General features: G+C 45.2%; 6 protein-coding genes. 4 read left to right on the forward strand and 2 right to left on the reverse strand.

Annotated elements, in window-relative coordinates:
* Nucleotides 1-72: 72 nt before the first annotated feature.
* The 3 genes from CLV59_RS10955 to lon all read left to right on the forward strand — a co-directional run bounded on the left by CLV59_RS10955 (nt 73) and on the right by lon (nt 4285).
* Complete coding sequence (locus CLV59_RS10955) at nt 73-981, forward strand: hypothetical protein (protein WP_111592069.1); 909 nt, start codon at nt 73-75, stop codon at nt 979-981.
* A gap of 110 nt (nt 982-1091) precedes the next feature.
* On the forward strand, nt 1092-1697 hold the full coding sequence (locus CLV59_RS10960) for a porin family protein (protein ID WP_111592070.1): 606 nt from the start codon (nt 1092-1094) through the stop codon (nt 1695-1697).
* Between the two features lie 185 nt (nt 1698-1882).
* Entirely contained in the window at nt 1883-4285 is a 2403-nt protein-coding gene (gene lon / locus CLV59_RS10965) for an endopeptidase La (protein WP_111592071.1), read from the forward strand.
* A gap of 331 nt (nt 4286-4616) precedes the next feature.
* Here lon and CLV59_RS10970 read toward each other — a convergent pair whose 3' ends face one another.
* The gene (locus CLV59_RS10970; protein WP_111592072.1) at nt 4617-5348 is read right to left on the reverse strand and encodes a pyridoxine 5'-phosphate synthase; all 732 of its coding nucleotides are present in this window, start codon (nt 5346-5348) and stop codon (nt 4617-4619) included.
* Between the two features lie 112 nt (nt 5349-5460).
* Nucleotides 5461-6789, reverse strand: a complete 1329-nt coding sequence (gene ahcY / locus CLV59_RS10975) for an adenosylhomocysteinase (RefSeq protein ID WP_111592073.1) — start codon at nt 6787-6789, stop codon at nt 5461-5463.
* A gap of 478 nt (nt 6790-7267) precedes the next feature.
* Between ahcY and CLV59_RS10980 the strand changes: the two genes are divergently transcribed.
* On the forward strand, nt 7268-16588 hold the full coding sequence (locus CLV59_RS10980; RefSeq protein ID WP_111592074.1) for a T9SS type B sorting domain-containing protein: 9321 nt from the start codon (nt 7268-7270) through the stop codon (nt 16586-16588).
* Nucleotides 16589-16604: the final 16 nt, after the last annotated feature.

Consider the following 16604-nt stretch of genomic DNA (forward strand, 5'->3'; position numbering starts at 1 on the left):
CACCTTACCCTCTTTAATCGACTTTAACACCTATATTGCGATTCATATAAAAATTAGGGTAAAAGCATTTTCATGCGCGTATACTTTATATTCCTGTTGCTGTTTTGCATCCATTCTGCGATGGGCCAAACTTTAGCTGAGCTGGAAAACCAGTTGGACTCACTGTTGCGCAAAAAAGAGAAAAGTGAGCTGGTTATCGGTATTGGATATGGCAATAATCCCGCTTATGGAAGCAAAGTCCCCAATTACGACGAACCGCTCGTAATGAAAACTTTTATTACCCCATCCCTGACTTACTACCATAAAAGTGGCTTCTATACCAGTTTTAGCGGATATTACCTCTTTAATGCCTTTCAAAAACCCTGGTTTGAATGGGATTTCACAGCCGGATATGACTATTCTAAGAATGATAACTTCCTGACTGGCGTATCCTATACACGGTATTTCTTTGCAGATAGTAGCGATGTGCCGCTATCACCCATCAAAAATGAAACCTTCGCCTACTTCTATTACAGGGGATGGTGGCTGCAGCCGGGAATAAGCCTGGACTATGGCTGGGGAAAGACGGTTACGGAAGGCCTGCATACCCTGGAAACCTTACAGGGGAGCGACTTTAACCTCATCGCCACTATTCGTCATCCATTTATCTTTACCGGTGCGCTATCCGCCAAAGATGCCATACTACTTACTCCATCTGTATCATTGACGATGGGAACGGCCAATTATTACAGTAATCTGAAAGCTTTTCAATATTATACCCGCGCCCCAAAAGTGAATAAATTGGTGAAGCATCCGGGAAAGGAAACATCCATGGAACAGAAAACAGGATTTCAACCGAGAGCCGTGGATCTCACCGTTAATTTCTCCTATCTTATTGGTAAAGTGACCATCTCTCCTTGTTACACGATGTTCAAAACTTTTAATCTCGGTGAAAGTAGCCTCCTGAGCTACTTTACGGCTCGTGTCTCCTATACGTTCTAGAAATTTTAACATATAGCACGGATTTTGTATAAAACGCCTCCGCGGACAGTCGTAGGGGTAAGAGTCCTGCCATACGTCTATATTTTAACCATGACATTAATCTCGATTTTATGAAAAAACTCATGCTTGCTGTTGTACTGATGTCAGTAACAGCTGTTTCGTCTGTAAATGCGCAATCTCTGCTGCGCTGGGGTGTTAAAGGTGGCGCCAACCTGGGTAAACTCGACGGTACCGGTTATCAGAATGGATTCAACCTGGGATACCACCTGGGAGCTTTCGTTCAACTGAACCTGGTAAAAGGTTTCGGAGTACAGGGAGAAGCAATTTTCTCTTCTACCAAAACCAAAACCACTGATGATTTTAGCCAGATTTACAACACTGGTAACCTGAATGACAACGGTAAAAATATCAATCTCAACTACCTGAGCATTCCGCTGTTGGCAAACATTGACTTGGGTACTCCGCGACTGAAACTCCAGCTCGGACCTCAGTTCGGCGCACTGGTGAGCGACAAAAAAGTATTTGGTGCGGCGAATCAGGCCTTTAAAGGTGGTGAAATTTCCGGTGTTGGCGGTCTCTGGCTGCAACTGCCGATTATCAACATCTCTGCCCGTTACATCATCGGCTTCAACGATGTAAAAGATATGAGCAGCGTTACCAACACCAGCAACTGGAAGAACCAATCTATCCAGTTAGGTGTAGGCGTAACCCTCTAAGCTCAGCCATAATCATTAAAGAACGCTTTTATTGCTACTTATTTTGGATAGTAGCAATAAAAGCGTTTCCTTTTGGCAGGGGTTTTCACTTGGCATTAATCTTGACTAGGTACCCCTGCTATTAATCCGAGCGGATTTGGTTGGCTAATCTGACAGAATGTCCTCGGTGGCTTTAAATATTTCAGATGAACAGATTTTATTTAGGAAATTCGGAAGATGAAATGGAGTTCATGCCTATTATTCCCTTGAGTGAAGATGGAGAGGGGCTGGAGGATGAAAAGATCCCCGATGAACTGGCATTATTACCATTACGCAATACAGTACTCTTTCCTGGTGTAGTGATTCCTATCACTGTTGGCAGGGATAAATCCATAAAGGCAGTAAACGATGCATACAAGACTGACAAAATGGTCGGTGTTGTGGCGCAAAAAGACAGTTCAATAGAAGATCCTACTGTAGAAGACCTCAGTGAAGTAGGTACAGTAGCTCGTATCGTTAAATTGATTAAAATGCCCGATGGTGGCACCACTATCATCATCCAGGGCCGTAAACGCTTCAAAATTGAAGAGATCGTTACGGAAGAACCTTATTTCAAGGCTAAAGTGGAAATCCTTCAGGATGAGAATGCAGAAGATGATACAGAGTTTGAAGCCTACATTGCGTCTATTAAAGACCTGGCGGCTCAAATTATTCAGTTATCTCCTAACCTGCCTTCAGAAGCCAGCATTATCCTGAAGAATATTGAAAATGCTTCTTTCCTGGTGCATTTCGTTTCTTCAAACCTGAATTCAGAGCTGAAGGATAAACAGCAATTGCTGGAAATCAACAACCTGCGCCAACGCGCGGAGTTACTGATGAAACTCCTGCAAACAGAACTGCAACTCGCAGAACTGAAAAACAAGATTACCAATAAAACCAAGGCGGATCTTGATAAGCAACAGCGCGATTACTTCCTGCAACAGCAGATGAAGTCGATCAAAGAAGAGCTGGGCGGCGATTCCAACGACCGTGAAATCCGTGAGATGAAACGCAAGGCAGAAGACAAAAAATGGCCTGCTGCCGCTGCGGAAGCTTTCACCAAAGGGATTGAAAAACTGGAGCGTATGCATCCAAGCACCCCTGATTACAGCGTGGTGTACAATCACCTGGATCTCTTGCTGGACCTGCCTTGGAACGAATATACTACCGATAGCTACGACCTGAAAAAGGCAAAGAAAGTATTGGATAACGATCATTACGGTATGGAGAAAATCAAGGAACGTATCCTGGAATACCTGGCCGTACTGAAACTGAAAGGAGACATGAAATCTCCTATCCTTTGCTTTGTAGGCCCTCCGGGTATCGGTAAAACCTCTCTGGGCCGCTCTATTGCCAACGCGGTAGGACGTAAATATGTACGTTTAAGTCTGGGTGGTATGCACGACGAAAGCGAAATCCGCGGACATCGTAAAACCTATATCGGTGCGATGCCTGGTCGTATTGTGCAGTCGATCCGTAAAATAAAATCTTCCAATCCGGTAATGATCCTGGATGAGATAGATAAACTGGCCAATGACCATAGAGGAGACCCGAGTTCCGCTATGCTGGAAGTGCTGGACCCAGAACAGAACAGTACTTTCTATGATAACTACCTGGAACTGGAATATGACCTGAGCAAGGTATTATTCATTGCTACAGCAAATAATATCAGCGCTATCCCAGCGCCACTGCGCGACAGGCTGGAAATCATTGACTTGAGCGGTTATAGCATTGAAGAGAAAGTAGAAATCGCGAAACGTCACCTGGTACCGAAACAGAAGGAAGCACATGGACTGAAAGACATGAAATTCCGTATATCCAATAACGTTATTGAGCATATCATTTCGGATTATACCCGGGAAAGTGGGGTTCGTGAGCTGGACAGACAGTTTGCTTCCATTATGCGTAACCTCGCGAAGGAAGTGGCTATGGAAAACGAGCTGCCAGATGCAGTTTCTAACGAACGGGTAGAGGAGATTCTGGGTAAGCCGCGTTATTCCAATGAGATCTATAAAGTAGGAAATCCTCCGGGAGTAGCTGTAGGGCTGGCATGGACGTACGTAGGCGGAGAAATTCTGTTTATTGAAAGCAGTCTGAGTGAAGGTAAAGGCGATCTGAAACTGACCGGTAACTTGGGTAATGTGATGAAAGAATCCGCAGTAACGGCACTGACCTACCTGCAAGCGAATGCGGCTACTTACAATATCGATCCTAAGGTATTCAGAGAGAAGAGCGTACATATTCATATTCCAGAAGGAGCAGTGCCTAAAGACGGGCCTAGTGCAGGTATTACCATGCTGACAGCCCTGGCGTCATTGTTTACTGGCCGGAAGGTGAAATCTTACCTGGCAATGTCTGGCGAGATTACGCTGCGTGGACAGGTATTACCGGTAGGTGGGCTGAAAGAAAAAATTCTGGCGGCGAAACGTGCAGGTATCCGTGAAATCATCCTCTGCTGGCAGAATGAGAAAGATATCAGAGACATTAATCCGGATTATATCAAAGGTTTGAAGTTTCATTATGTGAAGCAAATGAACCAAGTGCTGGATATTGCGTTATTAAAGAAGTAAAATCCGTGTATCATTACTGTCAATCCTGACGGTAACTATAATAAAATTCATACCGGTTTTGTTGTGACCCCGGTATGGATCATGTTGATTGTTTTAAGGGTTCGATAAAGCCATTTGCGATAAGTGAGTGGCTTTATCGCTTTTTATGTGGCTCGCAAAGGCGCAAAGGAGGTTTTTGCTCGCAGAGCAGCAAAGCAGCAGAGCAGCAAAGAAAGTGGAGAAGAGAAGGAGTGGAGGAGTAAATAGTGAAGATGTTTGATGGAGATAAAAAAGGGAGACGCCAGTCCGCGGACTGGCGTCTCCCTTTTTTATCTCTATGATATAGTGCAGATTAATCTGCCAGTTGTCTTTTATAGAGCTGGATGGTGTTTTCCAGACCGAAATAGATGGCGTCAGCAACGAGGGCGTGACCGATGGATACCTCTTTCAGTTGTGGGATATGCAGTTTAAAGAAGCGGAGGTTATCCAGGTTAAGATCGTGACCTGCATTGAGATCCAGCCCGATAGCGGTGGCTTCCCTGGCCGTGTTTTTATAGTCGTTGAACAGTTGCAGATTCTGCGGCTGTGTACGTGCGTTCGTATATTCTTCAGCGTAAGGACCGGTGTACAGTTCAATACGATCTGCGCCAGCGGATTTAGCGCCTGCTACTTTATCCACTTCCGGATTGAGGAAGATAGAAACGCGGATGCCTGCTTTCTTCAGTTCGGAAATGACATCTTTCAATTGAGATTGGTATTTGATAGTATCCCAACCGGTATTGGAAGTGATGGCATCAGGAGGATCTGGTACCAGTGTACATTGATGCGGTTTTACGGACAATACGAGGTCCATAAATTCTTTACTGGGATATCCTTCGATGTTGAATTCCGTTGTTACAATAGGTTTGAGATCCAGCACATCCTGATAGCGGATATGACGTTCGTCTGGGCGTGGGTGAACGGTAATACCGTCTGCGCCAAAGCGTTCGCAGTCCTGCGCTATTTTCAAAATATCGGGAACGTTGCCACCGCGAGCATTGCGCAGTGTTGCAAACTTGTTGATGTTAACACTAAGCTTTGTCATGCTGCGAAATTATTGATTTTTTCTGGCAATGAAGGGGAAAGATGCGAGGCACTATAAACAAAAAGCTCCTGCTGATGGCAGGAGCTTTTTTGATATGATATATCGTAACTGATTAGTAACGATAGTAGTCAGGTTTGAATGGACCTGCAACTGGAATACCGAGGTATTCAGATTGAGCAGAGGTCAGTACATCCAGTTCTACGCCGATTTTTTTCAGGTGCAGACGGGCAACTTTCTCATCCAGGTGTTTAGGCAGTACGTAAACTTCGTTTTTGTAGTTTGCGGAGTTCAGCCAGAGTTCCAGCTGAGCCAGTGTTTGGTTGGTGAAAGAGTTACTCATCACGAAAGATGGGTGACCAGTAGCGCAACCCAGGTTTACCAGGCGGCCTTCAGCCAGCAGGATGATATCTTTACCATCGATAGTGTATTTATCTACCTGTGGTTTGATTTCAACTTTAGTATGACCGTAGTTGGTGTTCAGCCAAGCTACATCGATTTCGATATCGAAGTGACCGATATTGGAAACGATACATTTATCTTTCATCAGTTTGAAGTGCTCACCATTGATGATATCGCGGCAACCGGTAGTAGTAACTACGATGTCGGCTTCTTTGATAGCATCGTTCATTTTTTTCACTTCATAACCTTCCATCGCAGCCTGCAGTGCGCAGATTGGATCGATTTCAGTTACGATTACGCGAGCGCCGGCGCCACGGAGAGACTCAGCAGAACCTTTACCTACGTCACCGAAACCAGCAACAACCGCCACTTTACCAGCGATCATTACATCGGTAGCACGACGGATTGCATCTACGCAAGATTCGCGGCAACCGTATTTATTATCGAATTTGGATTTTGTAACAGAGTCGTTGATGTTGATCGCAGGCATTGGTAAAGTACCATTTTTCATGCGCTCATACAGGCGGTGAACACCGGTAGTGGTTTCTTCACTCAGACCTTTTACATGCTGGATCAGCTCAGGGTAACGGTCCAGTACCATGTTGGTCAGATCGCCACCATCGTCCAGGATCATGTTCAACGGACGATCTTCGCCACCGAAGAACAGGGTTTGTTCGATACACCAGTCAAAATCCTGCTCGTTCAGACCTTTCCAGGCAAAAACAGGAGTACCTGCAGCCGCGATAGCAGCAGCAGCGTGATCTTGTGTAGAGAAGATGTTGCAAGAGCTCCAACGTACTTCAGCACCGAGGTGAACCAGGGTTTCGATCAGTACGGCAGTTTGGATAGTCATGTGCAGACAACCAGCAATACGAGCACCAGCCAGTGGTTTAGAGTTGCCGTATTCTTCACGAAGAGACATCAGACCAGGCATTTCTGCTTCGGCCAGCTCAATTTCTTTGCGACCCCATTCTGCCAGGGACATATCTTTTACCTTATATTTCAGGCTAAAGTCAATGTTTGATTTTGAAATAGTAGACATTCTTACTTTTTTTTACAAATCTATGGGTATTTTTTCTTTTTTCAAGGACTTTCACCCTATGATTTTTCTTTTTAAGCGTTAAATATTCTCCAAAAAATCTAAAATGACGGGCTTTTTACCGTTTGCATATTTTAATTTGAATAAATATAATTTATGTTATAGATTTGTAAATTAAAATATATGATTTTATAATTTATTGTTTGCGGATAATAGACAATAAGTAGTAGATAGAATAAATTATATAGATCATCCCCGGTGCAGCAAGTGTGCAGGGAACTTGTTTCCCCCACGTTGGCATACAACGAACTAAAACGATAGATTAAGACCGGCAGCAGGTTGTTCTGCACATCAGCTAAGTGTGTGCCGTCGGGAAGCCATTTAGGAAATACGCATCATAGCATATAGGTTGGCAAAGTTTTGTTTTTTCATTTTGTGACTTAAGAATCTATATGCATAAATAGAAATTTACAAGCTTATTATGTTAGTTCTGTCCTATCCTATGAAAGATATCCAGACTGCTATGCCCCTACTTTTCCGTCGGCTTGCCGGAGGTGTAGTATTGGCACTGATGTTACTGTTTTCCACGTTTACAACCTCAGCTCAGGTGACCATTAATCCGACCGGTGGAACCAATACCACAGATGGATTAAAAATTGTAGTTAAAGCCAATGGCGATTATCAGATTTTCAGAAATGGAAGAACGGAAACCGGAGCAGATCGAAATGAAGCCGGAAAAGTGGGAATCCGTAACTATTTCAGAATGTATGTCAATTCCCTTGTTAGCGATACGATTACACCTACTGTAGATTATGTATCCGGCCTTATGGGAGACGGTTCTGCCGCCAATCCATATGAGGTAGCTATCTTCTCTCATTTCGATGCAGTGAAATCTGGAGTGACTTATCGCATGATCGTGCGTAAAGTGATTAGCTACGAAGCGCCTAAAAAATACTTCCACCTGAAGTATAATGTCTTTCCCAATGACGCAGCTGCTACTGCTTTTATTCCTATGCTCTTTTTTACAGAGTATCCCAAATTGCAGGATAATATAAGTACGGCTCAAGATGATAATAACCGTAACTGCTTTGCAGATACGGCTATGGGAATTGCAGGAACCCCACGTCTGGCAGGTATATACCGTACTTCAACAACTACGGCTCCCAATAGTAATAATGGGAACTACAGTCATATGTTCCGTACCATCGATACTTCTCGCTTCTATGGGCTCAGTATCAATTATGATTATGACCGGGAGGAAGATTCGCAGGATGGAAGAATGCTGAATGGCCTCATGAATAAGTTCCCAGGCACAGGATTGAACTATTACAGAGGAGTTGGCCTATGGACCATCATGAACCAAACAGGTACTACCCTGACGAAATTAATGTCTTCCGGTACAGTAGTACGCGTTGGATATGATGATACGCAAACAATCAAGAACTCCACTACCGCAACAGATGCCATGTCTACCGCCCACAGCGGAAAGAGTACACAGGTAACCGTTGCTTTTACCAAGGATACATTATCCCAGCTGGAAGGCGATGTGACAGCCACTGCTACCAACCTGACACTCACGGTAACAGGAGGGATTTTATACGGTCCCGCTTTCGTTCAGATAGATGTAGCTGCTCCTGCCAGTGGTGAACAACATCCTGCTGTAGAAGGAACAGACTTCACCATCAACAGGGTTGGTTTTATGATCCCTGCAAGGGACTACACAATAGCCGCTAACCAAACGGTAACTGTTCCACTTGTAAGCATAAAAGGAAATAAAATCCTGGAATATGACAGACGACTGAATTTAAAGTTATTGTCATCTCCCGATAATATGATTAAGCTGGGGGCACAATCCACGACCTGCTATGTCATTGTAGATGATGAACCCAGCAACATCAGCGCTCCCGCCACTGCCACTGTACAGGAAGGCAACAGTCTCCCTATTCATGTACAATTGCCAGCCGGTGTGAACGCGTCTGAAAAAATAAAAGTCACTGCCTCTATTGTTAATGACGGTACTGCTAACCTGGCCACAGTAGGAGATGATTTCGATCCTATTGCTGATGCAGAAATTGCTGTAAATGGTAATGGCACAGATCTGATACTGGTGACAAAACCAGACCTGGTACTGGAACCGGATGAATATGTGAAACTGAATATCACTGCGGTAGTAATGGGCAAAACTAAAACCGCGACTACTACCGTTACCATCACAGATGCTACCCGTCTCGATCCGGAAAATATTAAATTAACTTTCTCCACCATTCCTGCTACAGGACTGAAAGAAGGTTATGATGGTAAACTGGCCGTATCGCTGCCTAATGGCGTCACTACTACTGTTCCTATCAATGTCAATCTGAATAATATTACAGGAACGGCTTCTACACTGGATTACACCCTGGTCAACCCTTTCACATTATCTTCCGGAAATGCCACTACCACGGATCTGCATCTGCTTCCCGACGATCTGCTCGAAGGAGATGAAACCATGATCCTGGGCGGCGTTGCCAGCGATGGCATCACTAATTTTACACTCAATCCTTACACCATCACCATTGGAGACGCAGACTATCCGCCTGCGCATCCTGTGATTGTACACCTGGATCAGGCTTCTGTAAAAGAAGGAGATGCCACTGGCGCAGCCTTCTGGCTGGAGTTGCCAGACGGACTTAAAGCAGGAAAACAATTTACATTCAACCTGACGGCCGACGCCACTTCAACTGCGGTAGCAGCCAGATATGTACTACCTGCTACCATTACCATTGATCCGGGTAAGTCGGCCTCCGATAAAATATATATCAAGGCAAACACCAACGATGTCCTCTTTGATGATGCCATTTTATACATCAATACCGCCTGCACTGATACTAATATTCCAACTGATGGACAGAAACAACTGAATATTCTGGATAATACCAGTCAGACCACCAGCGGTAGTAAAGTGCTGACCATCACTCCGGTTAAATCCACCATCAAGGAAGGGGAGAGCGTGCAGTTCAAAATATCGCTGCCTCCGAATGTGACCAGTACCAAGGATATTAATATTACCCTTACCAGAGATGCCGCTTCCACCATTGGCATATCAAATGATTATACCCTGTTGCAGAATGTCATCAAACTGCCTGCAAATACCAATAGCATCACCACCGCAGAAAACATTGTCAGAGCAGAAACGGATCTGATTATTGAAAACACAGAAACATTGTTACTCAATGCAGCAGCAGATGTGGACGTCACCACTAATCAGATCAGACTGGATGTGACGGATGAAACCAGTAAGAATCCGGATAATCTCAAACTGAGCATTACTTCCCTGGCTGCGCCGGCAGATTTCAAGGAAGGCTACAAAGGACCTTTAACCGTTTCTCTGCCTACGGATGTTACTACAGAAGTGGAGATTAGTTTCACTTTCAAACCTAATACTGGAACCGCCAGTTCGGCGGATTATACTATTACGCCTGCCGCTTTCACACTGCTGGGACACTCGCAGGATGTAACCCTGGACCTGCTTACTGATAATCTCGTAGAAGGTCCGGAAACGCTGGTGTTGGATGGTATTGCTACGGACGTTATCAATACGCCGTACACGGTTACCAGCAAAACTATTACCATCATTGATGCGGACTATCCTCCTGGAAATGTGATCCTGCATTTGGATCAGACTTTCGCAAAAGAAGGCGATGCTACCGGCGCTGCTTTCTGGGTGGAATTACCAGGTGGCCTGGCTACCGCCAACCAAATGAATTTCAGTTTATCAGCCGGCACAGGTACTACAGCGGCTTTAGCGAGATATAATCTTCCTGGAACCATCAGTATCGCAGCCAATAAATCAGCTTCTGATAAAATATACATTACTGCCAATACCAATAAAGTACTGAATGATGATGCAGTGCTGTATATCAACGCTACCTGCACAGATCCTTTGATCACTACTGCACCTGCTGTTAAACTGGATATCCAGGACAACACGCGGGTTACTTCTCCAGGCAGCGACGCAGTTACTGTAACACCTGTAAGTACGGTATTAAAAGAAGGAGATAAAACGAAGTTTACCATTGCGCTGCCAGCAGGTATCACGTCTGCGACAGCCATCACCGTTAATCTCACGCCAGTATATGTTGCCAATGGCGCTAGTGCATCTGATTATGATCTGGCTAATCTGCCATTGACATTAGCAGCAGGCAGCAACAGTACCACCACTATTGACGATATCCTGACAGCAAATACAGATAATATTCTGGAAGCAGATGAAGCGGTACAACTGACAGTGACGCCATCCACAGGCTTCACTGCTACGCCGGCTTCTCTGAATCTGACGATCACCGACGAAACGCGTAAGAATACAAATAATCTGAAGTTGACTTTCATCACTGATCCAGCCGATCAACTGAAAGAAGGCTACCATGGAAAGGTGACAGTTACCTTACCTCCAAATATCACTACAGAAGTACCTATTACCGTTGTCTTTAAAGCCAATACGGGTACTGCTGATCTGAATGATTACAGCCTGACTTTACCACAGCCATCTTTCACCGGTCACTCTATTGATGCAGACCTGGTGCTGAAAACCGATGGTCTGATGGAAGGTCCGGAAACGCTGGTGATCGACGCTACAGCGGTAGATGCACTGAACACTACTTTTGCTGTTACACCAACTACCATTACCATTATAGATGCAGACTATCCGCCGGCCAATCCGGTGATCCTGCACCTGGATCAGACTTTCGCCAAAGAGGGCGACGCCACCGGCGCTGCTTTCTGGGTAGAACTGCCGGATGGTATTATAGCAGGTAACCCTGTGAACTTTACACTGGCTGCCGGCACAGGTACTACAGCGGCTTTAGCGAGATATAATCTTCCTGGAACCATCAGTATCGCAGCCAATAAATCAGCTTCTGATAAAATATACATTACCGCCAATACCAATAAAGTACTGAATGATGATGCAGTGCTGTATATCAACGCTACCTGCACAGATCCTTTGATCACTACTGCAGCGCCTATTAAACTGGATATCCAGGACGATACCAGGACCACTTATCCGGGTAGTAATGCACTCACACTTGCAGCCGTTACAAATCCATTGCTGGAGAATACGGCTACCAAAGTGAGTATCGCACTGCCTGCAGGCTTTACTTCTGCCAAAGACATTACTATTAATCTCGCTGGCGCTGCTACCAGCGAAGCTGGTGCAAATGACTTCGACTTACTCAAAACGGCGGTTACACTGCATGCAACAAATAACAGTGAAACTACTACCGAAGACATTATCCTGGCGAAGAAAGACGATGTAATTGAGAAAGACGAACTGCTGACCATCCATCCGGATGCAGGTACTGGCTATACCAGCGCTGATTTCTCCCTGACCATTAATGATGCTACCCGCAGAGATGCCAACAACAGAAAGCTGTCAGTAACGCCAGCCGGCAAACTCCAGCTGCATGAAGGCGATGCGCAACAGTATACATTTAGTCTCCCTGCAAATATCACAACAGAAATACCTATCAATATCAGCTTCAGTACCAGTGGCACGGCTACAGAAGGCGCGGGACAGGATTACACCATCCCTGCAACTGCCAGCTTCAGCACAGGAAATAGTACAGTCGTTACCGTGAATGTATTAAATGATGACCTGGTTGAAGGAACAGAAACATTTACCGTTACCGGAACAACAACTGATGCTACCGGTGAAGCCTACACGACGGATGCAATCACAGCCGATATTATCGATGCACAGTATCCTGTAACGCTGGAAATTACGGCCTCGCCGGATCATATCCTGGAAGGCTTCAGTTCTGCTGTAAATGTAAAATTGCCAAACAACTGGAGAGCAGGATTTGATATTCCTGTGAACATCAGCAAAGGCGCCGCATCCACCTTAGATAATGCAGAGCATAGCGCTTTACCTGCTCAGTTCATCATTCCTAAATTTAGCAATACAGCTACTGCGGTGAATGTATTAGCGAACAGAAATGATATGTTGGGAGACGGCGGTACGATTGTAGTGGAAGGAACTACCACAGATGCCAATATTTTGGTAACTCCGGTAACCATTACTGTAGAAGATAGTACGATCAAACGTCCGGGTACTAATATCCTGAATATCACCAGCAGTAAAACTGTACTTAAAGAAGGCGAAAGCGCTGATATCACGGTAAGTCTGGGTACTAACCTGAGCTCTAAATCTCCGATTGTAGTAACCCTGGATCGGGGCGCCGCATCTACCGCTTCAGCCAGTGATTTGAGCTTTGTGTCGAAAACGGTTACACTGCCTGCTGGTCAGCATAGTATTACCTTTGCCAATCTCATTAAAGCAGAGAACGATGATATCCTGGAGCGAGATGAAACCTTTATTATCACAGGTACATCAGGTCCATATGTGATCGCTGATCTGCCTATTACTATCCAGGATGAAACAAGGAATGATCCACTGAAAACGGTACTGAATATCACACCAAGCAAAACCGGTACACTCCTGGAAGGCGATGATGTGACATTACAGGTAAGTCTGCCTGCGGGAGTTACCACCGAAGTGCCTATTACGGTAACGCATATACTGAGTGGTACCGCTACCGCTGCCGACTATACGATTCCGGCTTCTTTTGTTTTCAATAAAGACACCAGCATCGCTTTGCATATTGTGACAGATGACCTGGTAGAAGGCGATGAAACATTACAAATAGGACTTTCAGCCACAGATGGCATTTCCTCTTATACGAATACACCTGTTAATTTTACCATCAAGGATGCCCAGTATCCTGCCCGGATTCATCTGAGTGCAGAACCGGATAAGATCGATGAAGGCGGTGCAGGAACTGTGCTGAAAGCCACCTTTGAGAATAACTGGAGAGCTGGTAAGGACTATACCATTAACTTATCCAAAGATGCCAGCAATAGTACCGCAGATGATACCGATCACTCTGCCTTGCCAGCATCCATTACCATCAAAGCCGGAGACAATGCAGGCGCTGCTGCTACTTTGCTCACAGCCTTTAAGGATCTTATCCTGGAAGATGATGAAATAGTAAGTATTACAGGTGTCTGCAACGATCCGCAATTGCCGGTGGATGCCACCCGCGTAACGATCCTCGACAGAACACATGATGATCCAAATACAGGAAGAATCTATTTGTCGCCAGTAACGCCAGGAAATACGGTAGTGGAAGGGGACAGCTATACTGTAAAAGTGGCTTTTGCGCCAGGTGTTACTTCCAGCAAACCGTTGGTAGTAAGATTGGATGTATCGCCAAATTCCACCGCAGACGTATCTGATGTAAATGGTCTGCCAACCACTATTACTATACCGGCAGGCGATCATGAATACTCCTTTGCCTTCACTGCGCTGAAAGACGATATCATTGAAAGACCTGAACTGTACAGAATAGTGGCTACTCCGGTTAACCTGCCTGGTATGAGTGGAGACTCCATCGATGTAACCATCATTGATGCCACCAGTGCAGATCCGAATAACCTGAAAATGAAACTGAGCATAGACTCTACCACTTTACAGGAAGGGCACAGTACCAAAGTGTTGCTCAGCTTTACAACAAATAATATTGTGGCAGGGGAAGACGTGGTTCTTCATGTAGCTCCGGATGCTACCTCCACCGCAGATATCAATGATTACAGTGGTCTGCCGGATAACCTGGTATTGCCAGCTGGAGAGCATCAGATAGAATATACCTTAACTGCGGTAGCGGACAAAGTAATTGAAGGAGATGAAATACTGCAACTGCAAGGCAATTTCGTGAACAGCTTCTTTGCCTACCAGCTGCAGCCGCCACATGCCCTTACCATTACAGAGACGGTACAGGCAACAGTACAGTTGCTGAAAGGTACAGATGCCGCTGAGCCTTCCACAACAGGTGCTTATACTGTGAAGCTACCATTGGATTATACCGCAGCGGCGCCGGTACAGGTAACCTTGTTTGTAGGCAGCGTACCAGGAGCTACCAACATTGGTAGTGTAGCCAATACCGTTACCATCCCAGTGGGTAGTAACAGTGCGGATGTACAGGTACCTGTGATTGATAATAATATTATTGATGGAGACGAATTCCTGCCTGCCGCACTGCAAACAGCATCTATGGTAAGAGGAACGAATACCATTCCATTTGCTGTCAACAAGCTGGATACCATTAAGCTGCCGGTGCATGACGATGAAAGTGCCGCCACTGGCCCTAAAGCGACCGCCAGAGAATTACTGGTAGAAAAAATCAAGGATGCCGCCGAACCGGCAACGCAGGGTCAACTGAAAGTTCGCTTTACCGAACCTGCACTGACAGCCGCCAAAGATGTGACAGTGAATTATACCGTAGGTGGTACTGCCACGCCAGATGTGAGATACAAGAAACTGAGTGGTCAGGCTGTAATTCCGGCAGGTAAGAATGAAGTTGTCATTAATGTAGATCCAATTGATAATGATATTGTAGAGGGAGATGGAACTGTAGCGCTGCAACTGAAGAATGTAACCAGCAACCTGGTAAATGTAACATGGCCGTTCTCCGCACAAGCCATCCCTGATCTCATTATCAGCGACAATGATACCCTGATAGTAGAGTTGTTTACCACCGTGACCACAGTTCCGGAAGGTAAACCTATCCAATACACGATTAAATCGCCAAGTAGAGCGGCAATTCCTGTACCTGTAAGAATACAGATAGACCAGGATGCGGTGCGCACCTTCACAGCCAGCGAAGGGCAGATCAATGGTAATATTCTGACCATCACCTTACCGGCGATGCAGTCTGAACACAACTTTACCATTTCTTCTTCTGATGATGCTACCAACGATGATGATGGCTTCCTGAATACAACGCTGCTTCCTTATGCAGGTAGCAACAGTACGCCACTGTACCTCCTGGGTAGTCAGATCTCTAATCACGTCATTGTAACAGATAATGATCCGCTGAATATCTCCTTCGCTGATACGAAGTTTAGTGTGAAAGAAGGAAATATGGGAGACACGAATCTCCTGCGCTTTGTGATCAAACTGAGCAACAAGAGCTCCCGTCCTGTGACCATTACCTTCGATAATGAAGAAGCGACAGAAGGAGTTAGTTATCCATTCTTCGACTTCAAAGCTACTCCAGGAGAGGACTTCATCATGGATGTGAAACAGATCACGATCCCTCCGTTCTCCTCAGAAGGGGAGCTGTTCGTTAAAATCATCGGTGATACCACTTTCGAACAGAATGAATCCTTCTATGTGAAGATGTTGTCTGTTTCGGTTCCTTCCAGCACCAATCTGCCTAAGCTGGTAGATCCGGTGAAGGCGCTGGGCGTAATCCTGAACGATGATCCTATGTGCGGTGAATGTGATACCGACGGCGATGGCTTAACCAACGCAGAGGAAGATATCAATCAGAACGGCGATCCATTCGATGATGATACCGACGGAGATGGTATTCCTAACTTCCTGGATCTGGATTCAGACGGCGACGGCGTACCGGATTCTGTGGAAAGATGGACAAGAGATAAACGCTACATTAACGATAACAACGGTCTTATCAGGATACATCCGGCTATTTCGCCAAACGGAGATGGCAAGGGTAACGATGTGATGTATATCGAAAACATTGACAAGTATCCGGATAATGAAGTGGTGATCTTCAACCGTTGGGGTGGTACTGTATTTAAAACAAAGCATTACGATAACAAGTCCAACAACTTTAAGGGTAAAGCGAATGTAGGAATGGGATCGGGAGCAGATGTGCCAGATGGTTCTTACTTCTATACAGTGCAGATTCGCACAGAAGGAAAGTCACAACAGGTAACGGGCTTTATCGTAATCAAACGCTAATAAAAAAAGTTGAAAT

It is taken from the genome of Chitinophaga dinghuensis, from assembly GCF_003259435.1.
In the GTDB taxonomy this organism is placed as follows: Bacteria; Bacteroidota; Bacteroidia; order Chitinophagales; family Chitinophagaceae; genus Chitinophaga; species Chitinophaga dinghuensis.

Excerpts from the sequence above, each read along its gene's own strand:
- ahcY (WP_111592073.1), bottom strand. The coding sequence starts at position 6,789 with ATGTCTACTATTTCAAAATCAAACATTGACTTTAGCCTGAAATATAAG.
- CLV59_RS10960 (WP_111592070.1), top strand. The coding sequence starts at position 1,092 with ATGAAAAAACTCATGCTTGCTGTTGTACTGATGTCAGTAACAGCTGTT.
- CLV59_RS10980 (WP_111592074.1), top strand. The coding sequence starts at position 7,268 with ATGTTAGTTCTGTCCTATCCTATGAAAGATATCCAGACTGCTATGCCC.
- CLV59_RS10955 (WP_111592069.1), top strand. The coding sequence starts at position 73 with ATGCGCGTATACTTTATATTCCTGTTGCTGTTTTGCATCCATTCTGCG.
- lon (WP_111592071.1), top strand. The coding sequence starts at position 1,883 with ATGAACAGATTTTATTTAGGAAATTCGGAAGATGAAATGGAGTTCATG.
- CLV59_RS10970 (WP_111592072.1), bottom strand. The coding sequence starts at position 5,348 with ATGACAAAGCTTAGTGTTAACATCAACAAGTTTGCAACACTGCGCAAT.